At 68.6% G+C, this 23,124-nt stretch carries 21 protein-coding genes; 14 read left to right on the top strand and 7 right to left on the bottom strand.

Translation table 11 applies throughout. The annotated features are described in order from the left end of the window. The first annotated feature begins 2 nt into the window (after positions 1–2). The 5 genes from queA to secF all read left to right on the top strand — a co-directional run bounded on the left by queA (position 3) and on the right by secF (position 5,768). A complete protein-coding gene (gene queA, locus HUW62_RS16705; RefSeq protein ID WP_163864776.1) occupies positions 3–1,088 on the top strand; it encodes a tRNA preQ1(34) S-adenosylmethionine ribosyltransferase-isomerase QueA in 1,086 nt (361 codons plus the stop codon). A gap of 5 nt (positions 1,089–1,093) precedes the next feature. Continuing rightward, positions 1,094–2,302 (top strand): tRNA guanosine(34) transglycosylase Tgt, encoded by a 1,209-nt coding sequence (gene tgt / locus HUW62_RS16700; protein WP_163864777.1) that lies wholly within the window; start codon positions 1,094–1,096, stop codon positions 2,300–2,302. 142 nt (positions 2,303–2,444) lie between these two features. Beyond that, complete coding sequence (gene yajC, locus HUW62_RS16695) at positions 2,445–2,801, top strand: preprotein translocase subunit YajC (protein WP_163864778.1); 357 nt, start codon at positions 2,445–2,447, stop codon at positions 2,799–2,801. Continuing rightward, entirely contained in the window at positions 2,802–4,574 is a 1,773-nt protein-coding gene (gene secD, locus HUW62_RS16690) for a protein translocase subunit SecD (protein WP_163864779.1), read from the top strand. It begins immediately after the preceding gene. Between the two features lie 24 nt (positions 4,575–4,598). After that, entirely contained in the window at positions 4,599–5,768 is a 1,170-nt protein-coding gene (secF, locus tag HUW62_RS16685) for a protein translocase subunit SecF (protein WP_163864780.1), read from the top strand. A gap of 104 nt (positions 5,769–5,872) precedes the next feature. On the opposite strand, the gene HUW62_RS16680 is transcribed toward secF, so the two are convergent. Beyond that, a complete protein-coding gene (locus tag HUW62_RS16680) occupies positions 5,873–6,472 on the bottom strand; it encodes an outer membrane beta-barrel protein (RefSeq protein ID WP_176435018.1) in 600 nt (199 codons plus the stop codon). A gap of 226 nt (positions 6,473–6,698) precedes the next feature. Here HUW62_RS16680 and recJ point away from each other — a divergent pair, with 226 nt between their 5' ends. Continuing rightward, a complete protein-coding gene (gene recJ / locus HUW62_RS16675; protein WP_176435017.1) occupies positions 6,699–8,411 on the top strand; it encodes a single-stranded-DNA-specific exonuclease RecJ in 1,713 nt (570 codons plus the stop codon). 61 nt (positions 8,412–8,472) lie between these two features. Here recJ and HUW62_RS16670 read toward each other — a convergent pair whose 3' ends face one another. From HUW62_RS16670 to HUW62_RS16655, 4 genes are all read right to left on the bottom strand, one after another. Beyond that, on the bottom strand, positions 8,473–8,715 hold the full coding sequence (locus tag HUW62_RS16670) for a YHS domain-containing protein (protein WP_163864783.1): 243 nt from the start codon (positions 8,713–8,715) through the stop codon (positions 8,473–8,475). Positions 8,716–8,895: 180 nt separating this feature from the next. Beyond that, positions 8,896–9,663 carry a hypothetical protein gene (locus HUW62_RS16665; RefSeq protein ID WP_240356280.1) on the bottom strand — a complete coding sequence of 256 codons (768 nt, stop codon included), beginning with the start codon at positions 9,661–9,663 and terminating at the stop codon, positions 8,896–8,898. A gap of 14 nt (positions 9,664–9,677) precedes the next feature. Continuing rightward, entirely contained in the window at positions 9,678–10,967 is a 1,290-nt protein-coding gene (locus HUW62_RS16660) for a hypothetical protein (protein WP_176435016.1), read from the bottom strand. Positions 10,968–10,991: 24 nt separating this feature from the next. Beyond that, a complete protein-coding gene (locus HUW62_RS16655; RefSeq protein ID WP_176435015.1) occupies positions 10,992–12,119 on the bottom strand; it encodes a hypothetical protein in 1,128 nt (375 codons plus the stop codon). A gap of 178 nt (positions 12,120–12,297) precedes the next feature. On the opposite strand from HUW62_RS16655, the gene aspS reads away from it, so the two are divergent. Then, entirely contained in the window at positions 12,298–14,115 is a 1,818-nt protein-coding gene (aspS, locus tag HUW62_RS16650) for an aspartate--tRNA ligase (protein ID WP_163864787.1), read from the top strand. Here the strand turns inward: aspS and HUW62_RS16645 are convergent, their stop codons facing one another. Beyond that, complete coding sequence (locus HUW62_RS16645; protein ID WP_176435014.1) at positions 14,116–15,519, bottom strand: PLP-dependent aminotransferase family protein; 1,404 nt, start codon at positions 15,517–15,519, stop codon at positions 14,116–14,118. 134 nt (positions 15,520–15,653) lie between these two features. Here HUW62_RS16645 and HUW62_RS16640 point away from each other — a divergent pair, with 134 nt between their 5' ends. The 7 genes from HUW62_RS16640 (at position 15,654) to HUW62_RS16610 (ending at position 20,375) form a co-directional block, all read left to right on the top strand. Then, positions 15,654–16,541, top strand: a complete 888-nt coding sequence (locus HUW62_RS16640) for a PhzF family phenazine biosynthesis protein (RefSeq protein ID WP_176435013.1) — start codon at positions 15,654–15,656, stop codon at positions 16,539–16,541. Positions 16,542–17,021: 480 nt separating this feature from the next. Next, positions 17,022–17,198 (top strand): hypothetical protein, encoded by a 177-nt coding sequence (locus HUW62_RS48110; protein ID WP_217911367.1) that lies wholly within the window; start codon positions 17,022–17,024, stop codon positions 17,196–17,198. Between the two features lie 200 nt (positions 17,199–17,398). Beyond that, the gene (locus HUW62_RS16630; protein WP_163864790.1) at positions 17,399–18,322 is read left to right on the top strand and encodes a diacylglycerol kinase family protein; all 924 of its coding nucleotides are present in this window, start codon (positions 17,399–17,401) and stop codon (positions 18,320–18,322) included. Positions 18,323–18,401: 79 nt separating this feature from the next. Beyond that, the gene (locus tag HUW62_RS16625; RefSeq protein ID WP_255203469.1) at positions 18,402–18,545 is read left to right on the top strand and encodes a LuxR C-terminal-related transcriptional regulator; all 144 of its coding nucleotides are present in this window, start codon (positions 18,402–18,404) and stop codon (positions 18,543–18,545) included. A 129-nt stretch (positions 18,546–18,674) separates the two neighbouring features. Continuing rightward, a complete protein-coding gene (locus HUW62_RS16620) occupies positions 18,675–19,730 on the top strand; it encodes a DUF72 domain-containing protein (protein ID WP_163864791.1) in 1,056 nt (351 codons plus the stop codon). A gap of 44 nt (positions 19,731–19,774) precedes the next feature. Beyond that, positions 19,775–20,083, top strand: coding sequence for a hypothetical protein (locus tag HUW62_RS16615; protein WP_163864792.1), 309 nt, complete (start codon positions 19,775–19,777; stop codon positions 20,081–20,083). Continuing rightward, on the top strand, positions 20,004–20,375 hold the full coding sequence (locus HUW62_RS16610; RefSeq protein ID WP_176435011.1) for a Smr/MutS family protein: 372 nt from the start codon (positions 20,004–20,006) through the stop codon (positions 20,373–20,375). The genes HUW62_RS16615 and HUW62_RS16610 overlap by 80 nt, the downstream gene beginning before the upstream one ends. Here HUW62_RS16610 and HUW62_RS16605 read toward each other — a convergent pair. Beyond that, positions 20,357–23,122 (bottom strand): SNF2-related protein, encoded by a 2,766-nt coding sequence (locus tag HUW62_RS16605; RefSeq protein WP_163864794.1) that lies wholly within the window; start codon positions 23,120–23,122, stop codon positions 20,357–20,359. The two genes, HUW62_RS16610 and HUW62_RS16605, sit on opposite strands and share 19 nt — an antisense overlap. Positions 23,123–23,124: the final 2 nt, after the last annotated feature.

Genomic DNA, 23,124 nt, shown 5'->3' with positions numbered 1-23,124 from the left:
CCGTGTCGTCTCGCCTCTCAGACTACGACTTCGAGCTCCCCGAGTCCCAAATCGCCCAGGCACCGCTCGCCCGGCGCGATGCCTCGCGGCTGATGCTCGTCCGCCGCTCCACCGGTGACGTGAGCCACCGCCAGTTCTCCGATGTCCTGGAGCTGCTGCGCCCGGGTGACTTGCTCGTCCTCAACGACGCACGCGTCATCCCCGCGCGCCTGCTGGGCCAGAAGGCGGGCACCGGTGGCCGCGTGGAGCTGCTCGTGGTGCGCCCCGCGGCCTCCACGCTGACCTCGGCCGCGTTGGACGGCGCTCCCGAGTCGCTCGACTGGCTCTGCCTGGGACAGGCATCCAAGGGCCTCAAGCCCCCGCAGCGCCTCACCTTCGCCGGTGGCCTGGAGGCCGAGGTGCTGGAGGTGCTCGGAGGAGGGGAGTACCGCGTTCGCTTCCATGCGCCCCCCGGTGCCTCGCTGGCCTCGTTGCTCGACGCCGCAGGGCGCCTGCCGCTGCCGCCCTACATCACCCGCGAGCCCGATGCCGCGGACGCCGAGCGCTATCAGACTGTCTACGCGCGCGCTTCCGGCGCCGTCGCCGCGCCCACCGCGGGCCTGCACTTCACGCAGGACACCCTGGACGCGCTGGCTGCCAAGGGCGTGCGCCGCGCGCTGGTGACGCTGGACGTGGGGCCGGGGACCTTCCTGCCGGTGCGCGAGGAGGAGCTCGACAAGCACCACATGCACCCGGAGCGCTTCACCATCCCGGAGTCCACCGCGCGCGAGGTGAACGCGGCGCGAGCGGAGGGGCGGCGCGTCGTCGCCGTGGGCACCACCGTGGTGCGCACGCTGGAGTCCGCCACGGAGCCGGCCACGGGACTGCTGCGCGAGGGGCCCGGCGAGACGACGCTCTTCATCCGTCCGGGCTTCACCTTCCGTCAGGTGGACGCGCTCCTGACGAACTTCCACCTGCCGCGCTCCACGTTGGTGGTGCTCGTCAGCGCGCTCCTGGGGCGCGAGCGCACGCTGGCCGCCTACGCGGAAGCGGTGCGCGAGGGTTATCGATTCTTCAGCTACGGCGACGCCATGCTGGTGTCGGAGTGAGTGCCATGAGTGAGCAGGACGCGGGAGCAGGGGAGACGGCGCGCGAGAAGGGCGACTCGCGGGTGGCACCGGGCCTGGTGCGCTTCGAGCTGCTCCATGAGGATGCCTCCGGAACGAAGGCCCGCCGAGGACGGCTGAACACCCCGCACGGCCCCATCGAGACGCCCATCTTCATGCCAGTGGGCACCGTGGGCAGCGTCAAGGGCGTGGGGCCGGATGACCTGCTCGCGCTCGACGCTCAAATCATCCTCGGCAACACCTACCACCTCATGCTGCGCCCCGGCGAAGCGCTGATGCGGGAGATGGGCGGCCTCCACCAGTTCGTCTCCTGGAACCGGCCCATGCTCACCGACAGCGGCGGCTTCCAGGTCTTCAGCCTGTCGGAGAAGCGCAAAATCACCGAGGAGGGCGCCGCCTTCCAGTCCCACCTCGACGGCGCGCGTCACTTCCTCACCCCCGAGCGCTCCATCGAAATCCAGGAGACGCTCGGCGCCGACGTCATCATGGCCTTCGACGAGTGCCCGCCCTCCACCGAGGACCGCCCGTACCTGGAGAACTCCCTCGCGCGCACCACGCGGTGGCTGCACCGCTGCGTGAAGGCGTGGAACCAGGGAGGACGTTCGTCCCTCTTCGGCATCGTCCAGGGCGGCCTCCACGAGGACCTGCGCAAGCGCCACGCGGAGGAGGTGTGCGCGGTGGACCTGCCGGGGTACGCGCTGGGCGGCTACTCCGTGGGCGAGGCCCCCGAGGCGATGCACGCGGGCGTGGCGTACTCGGCGCCGCTCTTGCCTCGCGACAAGCCGCGTTACCTCATGGGTGTGGGCACCCCCGTGGACCTGGTCACCTGCGTGGAGCACGGGGTGGACATGTTCGATTGCGTGCTCCCCACCCGTTGTGCGCGCAACGGCCTGCTCTTCACCTCGGAGGGCAAGCTCACCATCCGAAACGCGGCATTCGCCAGGGACCCCAGGCCGGTCGACCCGGCGTGCTCCTGCTACACCTGCCGCAACTTCAGCAGGGCGTACCTGCGCCACCTCTTCGCGGCGGGGGAAATCCTCGCCATGCGCCTCAACACCCTGCACAACCTCCACTACTTCCTGGGACTGATGGCGGATGTGCGCAAGGCCATCGCGGAGGACCGATATGCGGCCTTCGCGCGGGAGTTCCGGGAGAGGGCTCGAGCCCAGGAGGCCGAACGGACCCGTGGTCGCTGAGCGACCGGATGGAATCCCGGGTTCCCGCGTTCACTTGCTCACATGGGGACCTGTTGCTAAGAGGGCCCCCTTTCAGGATGGGTCCTTCGGGTAGTGTGGGGGGTCCCCCATCCCAAGCCTTCCTCAACCGACGAGGCAGTCTGTGGCTGAGAGCTTTTTGATGCTGGCGCAGGCCGGGGGCGGGACCAACCCGCTGAACACCCTGGCTCTGCTCGTGGGCCTGGTGGCGATCATGTACTTCGTCATGATCCGCCCCCAGCAAAAGCAGATGAAGGAGCACCGCACGCTGCTCACTTCGCTCAAGAAGGGCGATGAAGTGGTCACCTCGGGCGGCATGCTCGGGAAGATCCACCTCGTCGAAGAGCGGACCGTGACGGTGGAGGTCGCCAGTGGCGTGCGCGTCCGCATCCTGAAGACGTCCATCAGTGCCAAGGGCACGGTGGCTGAAGGGCCCGCGCAAGCGGTGTCCGCCGAAGAGAAGAAGAAGGAGGAGAAGTAAATGGACCGCGGCTGGTGGTGGAAGTTTGGACTGATTGTCGCGGTGACGCTGGGGACCATCTGGTTCCTGATTCCGTCGTATTACTCGCTGGCGGTCATGGACCGTGCACAGCGCAATGACCTGGCGGCGCTGCAAGCGCGGCTTCCCGCCTGGGCACCTCCCGCGAAGTACCGGCTCAATCTGGGCCTGGACCTTCAGGGCGGCATCCACATGGTCATGCGCGTGGACACCAAGACCGCGCTCCAGAAGCGCACCGAGCGCCGAGGCCAGCAGATCGCCACGTACGTCGCCGACAAGAAGCTCGGCGAAGTCACCGTGGATACGGATCCAGAGAAGCTCCAGCTCACCTTGACGGCGAAGGACCCGGCGACCATGGACGCCATCGAGAAGGACGTCCTGGCGACCTTCGGGGACTTCAAGCGGGTGGACCGCAACGGCGCGACGCTGGTGCTGTCGCCCGACGACACGCAGGTGAACCGCTTCCGTGAGGAATCGGTCGACCAGGCGATGCTCGTCATCCGCCGCCGCATCGACAAGTGGGGCGTCGCCGAAGTCGACGTGCGCAAGCTCGGCACCGACTCCATCCAGATTTCGCTGCCCGGCCGCAGCAACCCGGAGCAGGCCAAGGAACTGGTCGGCACCACCGCGCAGCTCGAGTTCCGGATGGTGGACGACACCAACCCGCAGGTCTTCGCGCAGATGTTCCAGGCCAACCCGCCTCCGGCCGGCAGCGACATCACCGTGACCGAAGAGGGCGGCTTCCCGCAGCTGCAGAGCAAGTCGCGCGAGGCGCTCCTGGCATACACCGAGGGCAAGGTCCCGGAGAACCGCCAGGTCGTCACCGAGTGCATCGCGAACCCGCTGAAGAAGAACGAGTGCTCGTCCTACCGCACCTTCCTGTTGGACAAGTTCGTGCCGCTGACGGGCGAGAGCCTGGCGGGCGCGGACGCGAACGTGAACCAGATGAATGAGCCGGAGGTGAACATCGCCTTCGACCCGGCGGGCGCGCGCGAGTTCGAGAAGCTGACCGAGGCGGGCGTGGGCAAGCGGATGGCCATCGTCCTGGACGACAACGTCCAAACCGCGCCGAACATCAACGAGAAGATCGGCGGCGGTCGTGCCCGCATCACCATGGGCCGCATGGGCGCGCGCTCCCACGACGAGTGGCTGGGTGAGGCGCAGACGCTGGCGCTGGTGCTCAAGGCGGGCGCGCTGCCCGCTCCGGTGACGGTGGGTGAGATTCGTCAGGTGGGCGCGAGCCTGGGTGACGAGCTCATCAAGAAGGGCGGCATGGCGGTGCTGGTCGGCCTGGGCCTCGTGCTCCTCTTCATGGGCTTGTATTACCGCAAGGCGGGGCTCATCGCGGACATCGCGCTCGTCCTGAATGGTCTGCTCATCCTGGCGGGGCTGGCGTTCTTCAACGCGACGCTGACGTTGCCGGGCATCGCCGGATTCGTGCTGACGTTGGGCGTGGCGGTGGATGCCAACGTGCTCATCAACGAGCGCATCCGCGAGGAGTTGAGCCACGGCAAGACGGCCAAGGCGGCCGTGGACCAGGGCTATGACCGTGCCTTCTGGACCATCTTCGATGCACACGTGACGGCGCTGATCGCCGGCTTCATCCTGTTCTTCACGGGCACCGGACCGATTCGAGGCTTCGCCACCACGCTCATCGTGGGACTGCTGGCCTCGCTGTTCACGTCCATCGTGGTGACTCGCGTCATCATGACCTACTTCGTCCACGGCCGTAACGCGCAGTCGGTGTCGGTCTGACCGGCGGGAGCCCGGATAACTGCCATGCAGATCCTCAAGAACAAGACGAACTTCGACTTCATCGGCAAGCGCAAGCCGGCCATCTTCATCTCCACCCTCATCAACCTCGCCATCCTGGTGGGCATCGTCACGGTGGGGTTCAACTACGGCGTGGACTTCGCCGGCGGCACGGTGGTGGAGCTGAAGTTCAACCACCCCATCAGCGCGGCGGAAGTGCGTGAGCGCGCCCAGAAGGGCGGCCTGCACGACGTGAGCGTGCAGAACATCGGCAGCTCCGACGAGAACGCCTTCCTGTTGCGCATGGGCGGCGTCACCCAGCTCAACGAGGAGAACGCCACGAAGGCCAAGACGGCCATCGAGGCCCTGGGTACCATCCGCAACGTCTACTCGGACCTGTCCAACGGCATCATCAACTTCCGCTCGGCCACCCCGCTGACGGCGGAGCTCATCAAGAGCACGGTGGAGGCTTCCGGCACCGGCGTGCAGGAGGTCCGTGTCCTGGGCGAGTCGCAGGGTGGCTCTGGCGTCGACTACCAGGTCGTCGCCAGCGGCATGGCGGACAAGGTGAACTCCGCGCTCAACATGGGCGTGGAGAAGCCGGACTTCGAGCAGCGCCGCGTGGACTACGTGGGTCCGCAGGTGGGCAAGCAACTGCGCAACCGCGGCGTCATGGCGCTGCTGTACTCGATGGTGGCCATCCTCATCTACGTGGCGTTCCGGTTCGACTTCAAGTTCGGCCCAGGCGCGCTGCTCGCCATGCTCCACGACGTCATCATGGTGGCCGGCTACTACCTGGTGAGCCGCCGCGAGTTCAACCTCACGGCCATCGCCGCGCTGTTGACCGTCGTCGGCTACTCGGTGAACGACACCATCGTCATCTACGACCGCATCCGCGAGGACATGGCCAAGTACAAGGGCAAGCCGCTGACGGAGGTCATCAACATCGCCATCAACGACACGCTCGGCCGCACCATCCTCACGTCCGGCACGACGGCGCTGTCACTCATCGGTCTGCTCATCTTCGGCGTGGGCGAAATCTTCGACTTCGCCATGGCGATGCTGGTGGGCATCCTCGTCGGTACCTACTCCTCCGTGTACATCGCCAGCCCGCTCACCATCTGGCTGGACGAGCGCGCCGCGGCGAAGGAAGGCCGTCACGGCGACGGCATGAAGCACGAGCCGAAGGCGGCGTGACGGACATCGCCTGACTCCCGCTCGCGGGAGCCGGACGCGACGAGGGCCCTGGTCTCCCACTCACGGGAGGCAGGGCCCTCGTTGTTTTCAGCAAGGGCCGTGCGTCAGAAGCGCGCGCCCAGCGTCACCGAGGCGTCCAGGAGGCCGCCGTCGGTGTCCTCGTCCAGCGCCCCGTTGGCGAAGCCGTTGTCGAGCAGCACGCGCCAGGTGGCTCGGACACCGGCCGTCAGCGCGCCGCTGTTGAACTCCAGGCCCGCGGCGAGCGGCAGCTCCTCCATGGTGTCGGAGTCGTAGAGCCCGCCGCCGATGCCGCGCACGTCCACATAGGAGAGGCCGAAGCCCGCTCCGACGAAGGGCCGCACCGCCGTCATGAAGGGCGGGGAGACCTTCACCAGGGCGCTACCACCCTGGCGGACGATGGAGGGGCCCTCATCCAAGAGCCGGACGTCGTCGATGCCGTTCTGCGAACCTTCGTAGCCGAGCTCGAACCCGAGGAACGTGGTGGGCTGCACGTTGAGTGTGAGACCCCATGCCGGACCGGTGCTCGTGAGATCTCCCAGGTTGCCCGTGTAATCGCCCAGGCCTCCCTTGAGGAACACGTTGACGTCGCCTCGCTTGCCCGGCTTTCGTTCCTGCGCAGAAGCCGTGCCCGCGGCGAGCAGCGCGAGCGCCAGCGCGCCGACCTGGATACCCTTTGCAGCCATGCGGTCCTCCCTGTCAGGTGGTGTGCAATCAACCTGTGCACCGGATGGACGGCACGCTCCCCACCAGCAGGCGACAGGCCGAGCGCACGCCTGAACGCTTGAGCAGGAAGGGAAATGTCGTGCCCAAGGTTGGACTATCCTCGTCAGACGTCTGAGGTACTGTCGGCCTGTCAAGATTTCGTCCCGGCCACGGAGGAGTCCCGGTGGCCGAGGAGGGGAGCTGCGAGTGCGGTGGTTGCTTCCAGACGTGGTCGAGGAGGAGGTCGGGTTGCTCGCTGGGGAGCTGTCGCTCCATCCGCTCGCGGCCAGGGTGCTGCTGCACCGCGGTTACCGGACGCCTGAGTCCGCCTCCGCGTTCCTGTCGGACCGACTGGCGGACCTGCCGGACCCCTTCCGGATGAAGGGCATGGCGGCGGGCGTGGAGCGGCTGGTGCGTGCCCTGCACCGGCGCGAGAAGGTGACGCTGTACGGCGACTACGACGTGGACGGGGTGTGCTCCACGTCGCTGATGTTCCTGTTCCTGAAGGAGCTGGGCGTTCCGCCGGCCACGTACATCCCCCACCGCCTGGACGAGGGCTACGGCCTCAACATGTCCGCGGTGGAGCGCATCGCCGCGGACGGCACGCGGGTGCTGGTGACGTTGGACTGCGGAATCACCTCCGTGGCGGAGATCACCCGCGCGAAGGAGCTGGGGCTGGACGTCATCGTGGTGGACCACCACACGGTGCCGCCCACGCTGCCTCCCGCCGTCGCGGTGCTCAACCCGCATCAGCCCGGCTGCGAGTACCCCACCAAGGCCCTGTGCGCCGCGGGCGTGGCCTTCAACCTCTGCATGGGCCTGCGCAAGCGGCTCCGCGATGACGGCTTCTTCGCCACCCGCAAGGAGCCCAACCTCCGCGCCATGATGGACCTGGTGGCCATGGCCACCGTCGCGGACGTGGTGCCGCTCACCGGCGCCAACCGCATCCTCGTGACGCATGGCCTCCAGGAGCTGACGGCCGCCCGTCGCCCGGGCGTGCGCGCGCTGAAGGAAGCGGCGGGGATGGACGCGGACACCCCCATCACCGCGGGCCAGGTGGGCTTCCGCCTGGGGCCTCGCATCAACGCCGCCGGACGGCTGCATGACGCGTCGCTGGGTCTCCAACTGCTCTGCTCGGAGACGCTGGAGTCGGCGCGCTCACTGGCCTCGGTGTTGGACCGGGCCAACGCGGAGCGGCAGGGAATCGAGAGCGGCATCCTCACGCAGGCGCTGGCCCAGGCCGAGGAGCACAAGGACGCGCGCGGCTTCGTGCTCTACGACGAGGGCTGGCACCCGGGCGTCATCGGCATCGTCGCCTCGCGCGTGGTGGAGCGCTACCACCGGCCCACCGTCATGGTGGGCGTGAAGGACGGAGTGGGGAAGGGCTCGGCGCGGAGCATCGAGGCCTTCCACCTCTACGACGCGCTCAGCGGATGTTCGGAGCTGCTCACCAAGTTCGGCGGCCACAAGCACGCCGCGGGCCTCACCATCGACGCGGACAGGCTGCCCGCGCTGCGCGAGGCCTTCGAGAAGATCGCCTGGCAGCGCCTCACCCCCGAGGACCTCATCCCCCGCTGCCGCGTGGACGCGGTGGTGAGCGCCCGGGAGCTGGATGCGACGGCCGTGGAGGCCCTCCAGCGCCTGGGGCCCTTCGGCCAGGGCAATCCGGAGCCGGTGCTGGTGCTGCGTCACCAGGTGGCCCGCTCGCGCGTGCTGCCGGCCAAGGCGGCGGGCAGCAGCGGACACCTCAAGCTGGCCCTGGCGGATGCGCCTGAGCTGGATGCCATCGGCTTCGGCATGGCGGACCGCGTGCGGATGGTGGATGGGCCGGTGGACCTGGCCTTCCAGGCGGGCTTCGACACCTTCCGAGGTCAGCGAAAGCTGTCGCTGCGCCTCAAGGACGTGCGCGTCGCCGCGTAGTGTGTGAAGCCAAGGACCCGCGGAAGCTCCTCCGCGGGCCCTGTGTGTGACGGCCGTCAGCTCAGGCCAGTCCCCAGCGCACCCGGCCCGGCGTCATCAACGCGCCCACTCGCGCCAGCTCGTTGAGTCGGAAGCGCTCGGCCTGCCGCTCGAAGGCATGGCGGCACCGTTCCGAGCAGAAGAAGTACCGGCGCTTCTTGTACTCGGACGACGGCTGGCTCTCGAGCGTCTCGAGCTGCTTGCCGCATACCGGGTCCCAATGCTTGCCCTGTCCCTGCTGCCCCTGCCCCTGCACGTCCTTCATGCCTCGCCTCCCCGCCCTGGGGCCCCACGCCCATTCCCGACGGTGGCTACAAGCAGGGCATATGCCAACCCCCAACTCCCCGGAATGCCGAGGAGCGGGGGGCCGCACGAAGGGTTGGAGGCGGAAAAACTTCCACCCGTTCACGCTCCTCGAGGGGAGCGTGAGGTCGGGAAGTGTTCTTCAGAAGGTGGCGCCGACGCTGCCGCCCAGGAAGAAGTCGTTCATGTAGCCCCGGCGGTAGCCCATGGCCTCCAGGCGGAAGGAGAGCCGGAAGTTGCCGTTGCGGGACAATTGAGGACGCCCTCGGAGGCCCACGCCGTACTGGAAGAGGGGCTTGAGGCCGTTCACCTTCGTCTCGTTGGCGTCCACGGTGATGGAGGTCGTCTGGTAGGCGACGCCGCCACCCACCTGGCCGAAGAAGCCGAAGTCGGACTTGCCGAACTTGAACTCGTAGGCCGGGGCGATGGTGAAGTAGTGGTGGCTGGTGCTGCCGCGGATGAAGTCGGTGCCGTCGCTGCTGTTGCCGTACGTCCAGCGCAGGTCCGCCCAGAGGTTCTCGCGAAAGGGCTCGAGGTCGAACGTGCGGCCGAACTCCCACGTGGTGCGCACGCCCAGGCCCAGCACGGTGTCGGCGAAGCGGCCCCGGGGGCTCTCCAGGAGGAGCGCTCCGGCGAGGAGCTCCACGCCCACGCCCATGTTGGGGTCGTCCAGGCCGGCGAGCTCCTTGAAGTCGCCTTCCTCGCCCTCCTGCTCTGAAGCGTTCCGGAACTCGTCTGCCTGGTCCACGTTGCGACGGCGGCGCTCGGCGGCCTCCTCCTCTTCAATCTGCTCCTGACTGGGGCCCGGCTCGTCCTCGGGATAGGCGTACGGGTCGTCGTCATCCTGCGCGAAGGCGGGGGTCGCCACGAGCAGGCCGCCCATGAGGCAGCGGGTGAGCCAGTTCTTCACGGGGGCGGTCCTCATCAGTCGACGCTCAGTCGGGGGCAGGTGGTGCCGCCAGCGGCGCTGGGCGGGCAGAGGTTGGGATTGGTGGTGCCCACGAGCAAATCCCGGGGAATCTGCAGGTGGTCCATCAGCTCGTTGCAGACGGCTTCCTTCAGCCGCAGGTCCGTGATGTGGCTGATGATGGCGCTCGACGCCACGGCCAGGTCGAACTTCGTCTGGTCGGCGAGGTACTGCTGGGTGAGCTGGAGCAGGCCGGGCGTGGTCGTCGAGGAGTCGCTGTAGGCGGTGACGATGGAGCGCAGCAGGATGTCTCGCTGCCCGGTGGCCTCGCCGGCCTGGTACAGCGCGCTGGCGAGCAGCGTGCCCACCCGGTACTCCTTGCCGGTGAACTGATCCAGGCTGTCGCCCCGGATGCTGTCGCGCAGGGACGCGTCCATGCAGCGGTCCGCCTTCGCCAGGTCCCGGTCGGCCGGAATGGAGCCGTAGTCGGGGCCCTCGAAGGACGTGGAGAGGAAGCGGGTGTCGCAGCCGTTCTTCGTGCGGCAGGTGGCGCCGTACGCGTGCAGGTCGGCCAGGCCCTCGTCGAAGGACTTGAGGATGTTGGCGCCCTGGCTGGGGCCACCCACGGCGGCCCACGTGCTGAGGGCCAGGGGGAAGGCCTGCCCGGCGTACACCTTCAGGTTGAAGATGCGGTGCGAGTACTCGTGGGTGATGACGCCCGCGTTGATGGCCAGCGGCGCGCGCTGGAGCTCATCGAAGGGCAGCACGAGGAAGGACTCCATCGCCGAGAAATACAGGGCGTTGTCCTTCAGCGCGTCGCGGCTGATGTCGGTGATGGTGAAGTCGGGGAAGTAGTACGTCTTGACGGGCTTCTTGAAGTCGGCCGTCGGGATGTTGGTGACGTCGTGGAAGTAATCGAAGGCGCGCTCGAGGTTGTAGTACGTCGTCACCATGTTCCAGGTGTGGAAGTCCGCCGGCCACAGGACGTCATCCTGGGAGATGTAGCTGGCGGTGACGTCGCGGCCCTCGCCCTTGATCAGCGCGTTGACGAAGGCCTCGGGCGTGGTGGCGTTGGCGAGGTCCTGGTCGTTGGAGTCGTAGACGATGCGCGCGCCGCCGTGCAGGTCGGCGACGCTGCCGCTGAGCCCGACGACGTCGGCGATCGTCTTGAGCTCGACCTCCTCGGGGACGTACTGCCCGTTGCTGGAGAGCACCAGTGCGCGAATCTTGACCGGGGCGCTCGTGTCGGGCGCACAGCCGGTGGCCAAGCCCAGCACGGCGGTGGTGGCGATGACTGTTCGGAGCATGGAGGCCGTTTTACCCCGGTCCGCTCAGAACGTGTATTCCCCCCCGAGCGTCACCAGGCCGGAACGGACCCTGGACGGGGCCTCCCCCGGGTCCATGGCCTCCAGGTGGTCCTCTTGGAGCGCCACGCTGGCCCATACCCTCAGTGGCGCCCCCAGCTTCACCGTCCAGCGGGTGCCCAGGAGGTGGGACCACCCCTCGCCCGCGACGTAGCGGGTGAAGGCGTAGGAGACCTGCCCCCGCACGTCCCGTCCGGGCTTCCAGGTGAGGGAGGGCCTGACGTCGAAGCGCGAGGGCGCGGTGGGGATGCCCGCGGTGGCGTTGGCGTCCGCCATGCGCCGGGCCAGCGCGGTACCCAAGTCCTTGTTGACGCGGGCCTGGTAGCGGCGCAGGACGCGGCGCGTCTCCACGGCGTTCTCGACGCGGCGGACCAGCGCGGCCTGCTCCTCCTCGGTGAACTGGCCGGCGGACAGCGGGTCCTCGCTGTAGAGGGACAGGCTGCCCCGGGCGCCCAGCTCCCAGCGCGTGCCCAGGAGCAGCCGGACGCCCAGCCCGGGCCGCGCGGCCCAGAGGATGTCCTCGCGGGCGAAGCGCGTGGTGGTGCCCTGGGCGTTGGTGACGAGCAGCTCCCGGCTCAGCGGGTGGCGGGTGAGGGAGACGCTCGCGTCCACGCCCAGCTCCACGTCGGAGAAGCCCGCTGAGTCATAGGCCAGCGCCACGAGCGCGCCCTGGCTGGCGTAGCCGGTGCTCGCGTCCACCGCGGGGAGGCGGCGGGCGGGGCGCTCGGGGACGAGTTCGACGGTGGTGTCCTTGGGCAGGCTCGCGCTGATGATGCCGGACAGGAGCCAGTGGTCGCCCAGCACCTGGTCCGCGCCCAGGCTGAGCTGGTGGGTGAGGGCGGTGCCCGCTTCGGGGCGGGCTCCCGTGTAGCCCAGCGTGAGGAACGTGGCGCCGTCGCGCAGCTCCACGTCACCCAGGACGCTCCAGGCGCGGAAGTCCTTGCCGACGGTGGTCTCCACGCTGACGGTGGTGTCCCCGGACTCGGCGCGGGCTGGTGGCGCGGTGAGCAGGGTGGCCACCAGCCCCAGCAGGACGCCTGCCTGGCGAGGCAGGGCCCAGGGCCCGGGCTTGCGCGTGCTTGGCTCCCCCTTCATGAGCAGGTCAACACGGCGGGCGGCGAGAAGTCGCGCGCGGGTCCGAGGAACGTCAGGACGCGCGTGGAGAGTCGACCGTTTGAGAGCAGTCAGCACGGCGCGGACTCCTTGACGCATCGTTTCCACGGTCTCTATGGTGCCGCGCCTTTTCCTTCTACGAACCACGCAGGCGGTCTCCATGGCGGTCCCGTTCATCTCCGAGGTCAAGCGTACCCACACGTGCGGTCAGCTCACCGCGACCAATGTTGGCGAAGAGGTCGTCCTCTTCGGCTGGGTGCACAATCGTCGAGACCACGGCGGCGCGGTCTTCATCGACCTCCGGGACAGGGATGGGTTGACGCAGGTGGTGTTCGAGCCGGACCACGCGGAAGCGCATGGGCTGGCGGGCAGTCTTCGGTTGGAGTTCTGCATCGGCGTGCGCGGCAAGGTCGTGTCGCGTGGCAAGAACGTGAACCCGAAGATGAAGACCGGGGAGATCGAGATCAAGGCGACGGATCTCACCATCTTCAATCGCTCCGAGCCAACCCCGTTCCCCATCGAGGACTCGATTGACACCTCGGAGGAGAAGCGACTGGCGCACCGCTACCTGGACCTGCGCCGGGCTCCGCTCCAGAAGTCGCTGATGACGCGCTCGAAGATGCACTCGCTGACGCGCGCGTACATGGTGGACCACGGCTTCCTGGACCTGGAGACGCCGTTCATGGGCAAGTACACGCCCGGTGGCGCTCGCAACTTCCTGGTCCCCAGCCGGATGAACGCGGGCAAGTTCTACGCGCTGGCGGAGAGCCCGCAGCTCTACAAGCAGCTCTTCATGGTGGCGGGCTTCGACCGGTACTTCCAGATCGTGAAGTGCTTCCGTGACGAGGACCTGCGCGTGGACCGGCAGCCGGAGTTCACGCAGATCGACGTGGAGATGAGCTTCGTCAGCCAGGACGACATCTTCACCATCATCGAGGGGCTCATCAAGAAGCTGTGGGGCGAGGTGCTCGGCATCGACGTGCCCACGCCCTTCGCGCGGATGGACTTCTACGAGTCCATGGCGAAGTACGGCAACGACAAGCCGGACCTGCGCTTCGGGCTGGAGCACACGGTGCTCACGGACCTGATTCGCGAGCACGGTGAAGCCGGCGGCGTGCCGATGATGTTCGAGGCGGTGCAGAACAAGGGCATCGTCAAGGCGATGGTCGTCCCCGCGGAGAAGGCGATGAGCCGCGCGGAGAGCGACAAGCTGGAGGAGTTCGCCAAGCAGGCCGGTGCGAAGGGCCTGGCGCGCGCGAAGGTGGGCGAGGGTGGCGAGTGGACGCAGTCGCCGCTGTCCAAGACGATTACCCCGGCGCTGCGCGCGGCCATCAACCAGGCCGTGGGCGCGAAGACGGGCGACCTCCTCCTGTTCCAGTTCGGCAAGGAGTCGCTGGTCCACACGGTGATGGCGAACCTGCGCGTGCATGTCGCCAAGAAGCTGGGGCTGATTCCGGAGTACGGCAGCGGCGGCCAGTGGAAGTTCCTGTGGGTGGTGAACCCGCCGCTGTTCGAGCATGACGAGGATTCCAACACCTGGGTGGCGGCGCACCACGCCTTCACACGTCCGCATGACGAGGACGTGCCGTTCCTGCTCACCGACCCGGGCCGGGTGAAGTGCCACCGTTACGACGTGGTGCTCAACGGCTTCGAGATTGGCGGCGGCTCCATCCGCCTGCATGACCCGAAGGTCCAGGCGGAGGTCTTCAAGGCGCTGGGCATCGGCGAGGAGGAGGCGCAGGCGAAGTTCGGCTTCCTGCTGGACGCGCTCAAGTTCGGCGCGCCTCCGCACGGTGGTATTGCGTTGGGCATGGATCGGCTCGCCTTCCTGCTGACCGGCGCCGAGTCCCTGCGCGACGTGATTCCGTTCCCCAAGACGAAGACGGGCACGGACCTGATGACGGGCGCGCCCGGCGACGTGGACGACAAGCAGCTTCGCGAGCTGCATGTCCGTCCGGTGCCGCCCCCGCAGAAGTAGTCAGACGATGGAGGCGAGGGGCTCCGGCCCCCCCTCCAGTGTCTCGCGCAGTCGATGCAGGCCCTTCTCCAGCGAGGCGCGGGTGCGTGGCGCTCCCAGGCACACGCGCACCGCCGCTGGAGCGGTGGCCGGGCCCACGGTGAACAGCTCGGCGGGAATGACGAGCACTCCGCGCCGCCGGGCCTGGGAGGTGAACGCCTCCGCGCGCCAGGGCGCGGGGAGCTTCAGCCAGAGGTGGTACGTGGTGGCTCGGCCCTGACGTGGCATCAGGTCCCCGAGCACGTCCTTCGCCAGCTCCAGGCGCTCGTGTGCTTCGCGGCGACGGCGCACCACCAGCTCATCGGCGGTGCCGTCTCGTACCCAGCGCGCGGTGATGTCGGCTGTGAGCGCGGGTGTCATTCGCGCGGCGAGGGCGGCTTCCTCCGCGAGTCGCTCGGTGCTCGGCCCTCCGGGCGCCGCGAGGTAGCCGATGCGCAGCCCCGGGGCGAGCAGCTTGGAGACGCCTGCGATGAACCAGCCGGACTCCGGCAGGAGCGCGCAGAGCGGTGGTGGTCGCTTGTCGAGGAGGAGCCCGTAGGCATCGTCCTCCACCACCGCGAGGCCGTGGCGTCGAGCCACCGTGGCGATGCGACGACGGCGCTCCTCGGGCATGACCGCGCCGGTGGGGTTCTGGAGGTTGGGAAGGCAGAAGAGGACCTTCGCGCCGGTGCGGCACGCGGTCTCCAGGGCGTCCGGGAGGAGGCCTTGCTCGTCCATGGCCACGCCGTGCAGCCGCAGGTGGAGCCGGTTCGCGAGCACCTTGAGGCCGGGGTAGGTGAGTGACTCGCAGAGCACCGTGTCGCCAGGGCGCGTGAGGGTGCTGAGGGCGACCTCCATCGCGTGCTGTCCGCCGGAGCAGACCATGATTCGCGAGGGCTCGACGTCCAGGCCGAAGCGGGACATCCACTCGGCGCCAGCCTCGCGGTGCTCCGGGTGTCCCGCGTGGGGTTGGTAGTCGAGCAGCTCGGAGAGGTGAGTGGAGCGTTGCAGGGCTTCCAGTGACTTCTTCAGGGCGGCGCCGGCGGGGTCTCCGGATGGGGTCGCGGGCCAGTTGAGGCCCAGGTCGATGAGGGTGTCGTCACCTGCGTCCTGGGCTGGCTGTGGGAGCTGGCGCGGGGTGTCCCGGTGGCGCACGAAGGTGCCTCGACCGACTTCGCCGCCGATGAGGCCCCGACGCTCCGCCTCCGCGTAGGCGCGCGTGACGGTGCCTACGGTGACGCCCACCTTCTCCGCCAGCTCACGGTGCGTGGGCAGGCGGGTTCCGGCGGCGAGGCGGCCCTCTTCGATATCCGCGCCGAGCGCATCCGCGAGGATTCTGTAGAGCGGCCCCTCTCGGCCCCGCAGGTTGGGCGTCCAGATTGTCATGGTGACAATGCATACAGTTGCCGGGCGTGTTGGTGCAATGTATCGATTGTTCCGATTCGTGGGCTGGATTGTGTCGGTACACTCGAAGGACGGTGCGGGCTTGGGCCCGAGGCCGTGGATGGGAGAGGCACGCCATGCAGGTGACCATCGTCGACGCTTTCACGCAGACCGCTGGGGCGGGCAATCGCGCGGGTGTGGTGCTGGACGCGGCGGGACTGGGGGGGGAGGCCATGCAGCGCATCGCCGCGGCGGTGGGTGCGTCGGAGACGGCGTTCGCCGTCTCGGGCCCCACGGAGCAGGGCGTGCGGCTTCGCTACTTCACTCCGACGAGCGAGATTGATTTCTGCGGCCACGCCACGGTGGCGACGTTCCACCTGTTGGCCGAGCGTGGGCTCGTGCCTCGGGCGGGGCCGCTCAAGCTGGAGTGCGCGGCGGGGGTGCTCGACGTGGAGCTGGAGTCGGTGGACGCGCGCCGGAGCCGGGCGTGGATTGTCACCCCTCGGCATCCGTGGCTGGAGACGCCGGTGCCGCTGGAGCAGGTGCTCGCGCTCGTGGGTGGGACGGTGGACATGGTGGATGACTCGTTGCCCGTGCGGCGCAATGCGCACCGGGTGATGGTGCCGTTCCGCAGGAGGGAAGACGTGTGGGCGCTGGCCCCGCGTTCGAGCGCGCTGGACACGCTGTTACGGCCGCATGGCCTGAGCGGCGCGTACTTCTTCTCGCGCGAGACGTTGGAGGAGGGCAGCGTGGCGCACTCGCGATACTTCGTGCCCGGCATGGGTGTGCCGGAAGACCCCGCGACGGGCTCGGCGGCCGGGCCGCTCGGCATGTACCTGGCGATGCACGGCGTGCTGCCGCTGCCCGCCGAGGGCGGCACGGTGCGCGCTCGCATCGAGCAGGGCGATGCCATGGGCAAACCGGGGCGCATCGAGGTGGAGGTCACTGGACGCGCCAGGCAGCCCGAGCAGGCTCGCATCGGCGGAGCGGCGGTGACGGTCCTCGACGGCACGCTGCACGTGTAGCGGAGCGGCCCGACCCTGTTCCAGGACGCCGGTCGTCGACGGACCTTGCTCGCTCCACACGGACGCTCCGCCGTGTGCAGTGCTCACTGAGAGGCCTCGTCCGCAAACCGAGTCCCGAGCCGTCCGCGACGCATGCGATTCCTTGCCTACCCCTATGTTGGTCCCGAGGAGATACGCCGCCGTTCCTCGGATGCCCTGGCTGGTACTCCGGTCAGCTCCCTAAGGGACGTCCGGGATTGGCTTGCCGCCAACCCCGATGCACTCGTCGAGGGTGCGACGTATGTGGTCGACTTGCGCGGAAGCTTGCGCCTCGCGCCTCGGAGGTCCGAGCATGTCGCGTGCGCTAGCGGTGAAGAGGTCCTCGCCGCTGGCGAGATTCGCTTCCGCGACGATTCGCCCCAGCCCTCGGTTGTCGAGGTGACGAACCTCTCCACTGGCTACTGCCCTGATGTGACCTGTTGGGCTGCCGTGGAGGGGGCCTTGAATCGGGCGGGCCTGAGGCCTCCGTCGGGCTTCACCACCAAGATGCTGTTCCGGCGGTGTACGGCGTGTGGCCAGGTCACCCTGGTGAAGGACGGATGGTTCGTCTGCGTCTTCTGCGATGCAGACCTCTCTTCCTCGTGGAACGTCGGGGCCCGCCGTGAGGTGGGCGATTGAACCCGGCCTTGGGTCCCTGAAGGCACATTCCAGAGAGGCGGCCAGTCGTGGGGGGCTGGCTGGAGCCGGGCCTCACTGTGCGGTGCGTCAGCCGTATGCCGGGTGGCGGGGGACCTGGACGACCCTGGGGGTGCGTCGCGAAGTGGAGTACCGCGCCACAACCGCGTAAACAGGGGCGTTACAGGGAGGGGTAGGTGCCGATGAAGACGTTCCTCGTGGTCAATCCGCGCAGCGCCAATGGCCAGACCGGGAAGCGCTGGGTCGAGATTGCCGCGCAGGTGGGGAAGGTGCTCGGTGAGTTCGGGCACGGCTTCACCCAGGGCGGGATGGATGCCGCGCGCATCGCCCGCGAGGCGATTGACCAGGGCTATGAGTGCATCGTCGCGGTCGGCGGCGACGGGACGCTCAACGAAGTCACCAACGGCTTCTTCCGCGACGGCAAGGCCATCAACCCGAACGCCGTCCTTGGCCTCATTCCTCGCGGCACCGGTGGCGACTTCCGCCGCACCTTCGGCTGGGGGCTCGACCTGGAGTCCTCCCTGGAGCGGCTCCGCTCGGACACCACCGAGCCCTTCGACGTGGGCCGGCTCGACTTCATCGACAACGATGGCAACCCCGCGACGCGCTACTTCGCCAACATCGCCTCGTTCGGCGTGAGCGCGGTGGTGGCTCGCGAGGTGAACAGCGGCAGCAAGGCCCTCGGCGGTAACTTCAGCTTCGTCTGGGGCACGCTCAAGGGCCTGGTGAAGTACACCGAGCGCAAGGTGCGGCTGTCCACGGATGATGGGCCCGCGGAGACGCTCGACATCACCGCCGTCGCCGTGGCCAACGGCCGCTACTTCGGCAGCGGCATGTTCGTCGCCCCCGAGGCGATTACCCACGATGGCGTGTTCGACATCACCATCTGGTCCGGCTACGGCCTGAGCGACTTCCTCCTCAAGTCCAAGGGCGTCTACAACGGCTCGCACGTCACCTGGAAAGGCACGCGCCGCCTGCGCTGCCAGAAGGTCCACGCGGAGTCGGTGGATGGCCAGGAGGTCTACCTGGACGTCGACGGCGAGACGCCGGGCCGACTGCCTGCCACGTTCACGCTCCTGCCCGCCGCCATCCGCATCAAGGTGTAGGCCGCGCGGGCGTGCGACTGATGCGCATGCTCCCGACGTCCCGCGAGCCTGAGGCCCAGGTCCGCGAGCGCTCCACGACCTGTATCGCGGCCGGGAGATTGCCCAGGCGCTCGGCACGGCGGAGGGCACGGTGAAGAACCAGACCTCCAGCATCCTGTCGAAGCTCGGTGTCCGGGACAGGACTCGAGCGGTGCTCCGGGCGATGGAGCTCGGCTGTCTGTAGGCCGTACATCCCTCTTGGGCAGTCCCCGGGTTCTGGGGCAACCTCCTGCATCAGGTGGCGTCCGGCGTTATGCCTGCTGGACGCGCGGCACCGCGTTCCGGTGTCCGTAGGACACAGGAGAGATGCCCGATGGCCCAGCAGCGCGGACCCTCCCAGCTCGACCTCTTCACGGGCGCGCCCGTCGAGCCGCCCACGCGGAGCCGGAGCAGGACCCAGCCGGTAGCCCCCGCGCCGGTGCCGGAGCCCCTCGCCGACCTGGGCCGGGAGCTGCCGACGGGTGTCTACCTGGGCACCTCGTCGTGGACGTTCCCCGGCTGGTCCGGCCTCGTCTATGACCACGAGGCCGCCGCGTCGCAGCTCGCGCGTGAGGGCCTGTCCGCGTACGCGCGCCACCCCGTGCTGCGCACCGTGGGCATCGACCGGACGTTCTACGGCCCCATCAACGCCGAGGCCTTCGCCGAGTACGCCGAGCAGGTGCCCGCGGACTTCCGCTTCCTGGTGAAGGCGCATGAGGCCTGCACCCTGGCGCGCTTCCCCGTGCACGAGCGCTACGGCGCGCACCGGGGACAGCTCAACGAGCGGTTCCTGAACGCGGCCTACGCGGAGGAGTACGTGGTGCGCCCCTTCGTCGACGGCCTGGGCGACAAGGGCGGTCCGCTCGTCTTCCAATTTCCACCGCAGGACCCGCAAGTCCTGGGCGGCACCGCGCGCTTCGTGGAGCGGCTGCACGCGTTCCTCGCCGCGCTCCCCAAGGGCCCCCTGTACGCGGTGGAGGTGCGCAACGAGGAGCTGCTGACGGAGGGCTTCGCGCAGGCGCTGGCGGACGTGGGGGCATGTCCGGTGCTCGCGGTATGGGCCCACATGCCCTCCATGGGGATTCAGGCGAAGCGCACGCGAGCGCTGGACGCACGGGCCCTGGTGGTGCGGTGGATGCTGCCGCCGAACCTGGGCTACGAGGAGGCTCGCGCTCGCTACGCGCCCTTCAACCGGCTGGTGGACGAGGACGTGCCCACCCGCGACTTGCTGGCCCGCGCGTGTCTGGCCGCCCTGCGCCGCGAGCGCCCCGTCTTCGTCACCATCAACAACAAGGCCGAGGGCAGCGCGCCACTGTCCGCCATCAAACTGGCGGAACGTATCGTCACGAGCAGGGCGACGGAGGGGGACCAGCGGAGCGTCGCGTCATGAACGCCCCTTGCGCCCATGCACAACACTTGCTTACTTGAGGGGGCATGAAGTCTGTCCTCATCGCCGCACTGCTGGTTCAAATGACGACAGCCGGAGGCGCGGGCGCGCGCGATGAACGTGCGAACGAGCACGTCACTGCGACGGAGGATTGGAACAAGCACCTCTCCGCGCTGAAGCAGGAGGTCGACTCGGTGTCGGACCAGTTCCGGGCGGCCCGAGAGCGGCGGCGGTTGGAGGCGGAGCAGAAGAAGCGCGAGTCGGGGGAATGGACGAATGAGCCCACGGCGCCTGCCGCCTCTCCCACCAAGCGAGCCATCGCTCCCGCCGGAGGGGCCGGAACCCCCGCCCGCTGACGATGAAGTCTTCGAGCTGCCCATCGACGGCACCCTCGACCTGCATCTCTTCCATCCTCGCGAGGTGAAGCCCCTCGTCATCGAGTACCTCTGGGCCTGTCGCCAGAAGGGGTTGCTCGACGTGCGGGTCATCCACGGCAAGGGCACGGGCGCGCTGCGTCGCACGGTGCAGTCCCTGCTGCCCACGCTGGAGGAGGTGGAGTCGTTCCGCCCCGCCTCCGAGTTCGATGGAGGCTGGGGCGCGACGTGGGTGCGGCTCAAGCCGCTGCCGCCTCAGGACAGCCAGAAGTAGGCGGAGGCGATGAGCGAGCGCTTCTCGTTCACCTTGGCCTTGTTCGCGAGCTCCGCGAGCTGCCGGTCCTTGGCGGCGTAGCGCTTCTCCTCCTCGTTGCGCAGCGAGGACAGCTTGCGGCGGTACTCGCGCTCCATCCGGTCCGAGTTCGCCCGCGCCTTCGCGCGCTCCGCGATGTCTTCCACGGACGACACCTGCTTGCGCGCGTCGATCCACTGCTGCCGGGCCGACTCGACGGCTTCGCGCGACTCCATCAGGCAGTCCTCGACGTAGCGGTCCGCGCGCTCCTTGGCCTTGTCCAGCTCCAGGGCATTGCGGCGCTCGGCGGCGCGGACGATTTCGTCCTTCGCCGTCACCAGCGACTGCTCCTGCATGAGCTGCACGGACACGGGCGCGGGCTGCCGGCGCTTCTCCTCCTTCGCGACCAGCTTCACGAAGTGCGCGCCGTCCTGGAGGGGCAGGGCGCGGAAGTTGCCCTCGCGGTCCTTCACCAGCACCAGGTGGACGAGCTTCTCCTCCGGCTTCAGGCCCGTCGTCTCGAACTTGTAGGCGAACCACCAGCCCTCGCTGCCGGCCAGGCGCGCCAGTCGTGAGGGAAGGCCCGCGGCGTCGAGCTGGAGGTAGCTGACGGCGTCCTGCTTGCGCTCCTTGACGGCGTAGGCGGCCTTGGCGATCTCCAGCCGGCCGGAGGTGCGGCTTCCGAGCACGGAGCTGGTGAGCGCGCGCGCCTCCTGCTGCCGCTTCGCGAGGGCCTCCTTCGTCTGCTCTCCCTGGCCCCGCAGGCGGCGGCGGACATCGCCGTCGAAGCGCTCCAGCACCACCGAGCGCATCTCCGTCATGCGCTGGCTGATGCGCCCCTCCATCTCCGAGCGCAGCTTGTCGAACGCCGCGTTGATGTCCTCCACCTTGCGGCAGCCCTGGTAGATGTCGAGGATGCGGCGCTCGAAGTCCACGCCGCTCTCCAGCGCGCCCAGGATTTCATCCGAAGCGCCGAAGACGCCGTCGAAGAGGTTGAGCTTCTTCTCCAGCAGCTCGAACAGGCGCGCGTCCGCCGCGTTCATCCGGTTGAGGAAGTTGATGACCAGCACGTCGCGCTGCTGGCCATACCGGTGGCAGCGGCCGATGCGCTGCTCCACGCGCTGCGGGTTCCAGGGCAAATCGTAGTTCACCACCAGGTTGCAGAACTGGAGGTTGAGGCCCTCGGCGCCGGCCTCGGTGCAGATGAGGATCTGCGTCTTGTTGCGGAAGTCGTCCACCAACGCGCGCCGGTCCTCCGGCGTGCCGGCGTCACCCGACAGCAGCGAAATCTTCCCCCGGTACCCGTGCTCCGACAGGAGGTTGAAGAGGTACTGCTGCGTGCGCTTGGACTCGGTGAAGATGAGCGCCTTCTCCGGCCAGCCGTGCGCGCGCATCACCGTGAAGGTGCGGTCCAAGCCCCGCTTGAGGGCCTCGCCCTTGGCGTTGACCTTGATGGAGTCCGCCAGGTCCGCGTACTGCCGCAGCTCCCAGACCTCCTGCTCCAGGGCGCGCACGTTGGGCGCCTTGGCCGGGTCGTCGGACCACTCCTCGCCCTCCTCGACGAACTGCTTGGCCTCCTCGGGCTCGAACATCGCGAGCGCCTGCTGGCCCAGCTTCGCCGCCGCCAGTCGCTTCTCCAGGTTGTCCGACAGCCGCCGCAACGTCGGGGCGATGGCATACGTGGAGGACGCCAGGAGCTTGCGGTAGCACAGCGTCAGGAGCGTCTTCTTGCCGGGCTCGATCGCCGCGGCCTCCGAGCGCTGGAGGTACTCGCTGACCTTCTCGTAGAGGTCATGCTCCTCGGGCGAGGGCGTGAAGTCCTCCACGATGGAGCGGCGGTTGGTGTAGCGCACGTACTCGCGCACCTGACGGCGCAGCGTGCGTTGCACCACGGGCGCCAGGCGCTCCTTGAGCTCTCCGGCGGCGGCCTCGGACATGCCGCCGCCCTCGTCCACGCGGTAGCGGCTGCGGAAGGCGTGCTCGGGGCCCAGGATCTGCTCGTCCAGGAGCGACATCAGCCCGAACAGCTCCATCAAGTCGTTCTGGAGCGGGGTGGCGGTGAGCAGCAGCTTGGGTTTGCCCGCCAGGGACGCCTTGAGGGCCTGGCCCATCTTGTTGTTGGCCCGGTGCGCGTTGCGCAGGCGGTGGGCCTCGTCGATGACGACCAGGTCCCACGCGATTTCCGACGTCAGGTGCGCCTTGTTCGCCGCGAAGGGGTGCGAGCAGATGACGGGGAAGGGCTGGTCGAAGCAGTTGCCGGTGGCGCGCACGGTGCGCCCGTCCACCATCACGCTGTCCAGGTCGAACTTCTCCCGCAGCTCGCTGTTCCACTGCGCGCGCAGCGTGGCCGGCGCGAGGATGAGGATGCGCGTCTTCCCCTCGGCCATGAGCTGGGCGATGACGAGCCCCGCTTCGATGGTCTTCCCCAGGCCCACCTCGTCGCCCAGCATGCAGCCGCCGCGCGACAGCGAGTCGAGCGCGAACATGGCGCCCTCGACTTGATGCGGGTTGAGGTCGACCTTTGCTTCGGACAGGGCTCCCGCCAACCGTTGTTGCGTATCACCACTGCGTGCCAGCAGCTCTTCCGCCAGCAGGCGTTCGTGGAAGGGGGTCAGCGTCGTCCGGGGCGATGGCTCCGTGGCCTCCGCTCCTCGGGCGGCGATGGCCGCCGCGTCCGCCTCGACCTCCAACCTCAATCCCCTTGCGACCTCCGCCAAGACCGTCTCCATCC

Origin of the sequence: Myxococcus sp. AM011 (assembly GCF_013372595.1) — a bacterium.
Taxonomy (GTDB): Bacteria; Myxococcota; Myxococcia; order Myxococcales; family Myxococcaceae; genus Myxococcus; species Myxococcus eversor.
Note: the sequence above shows the minus strand (reverse complement) of the source record. Positions and strands in the feature narration are given on the sequence as shown.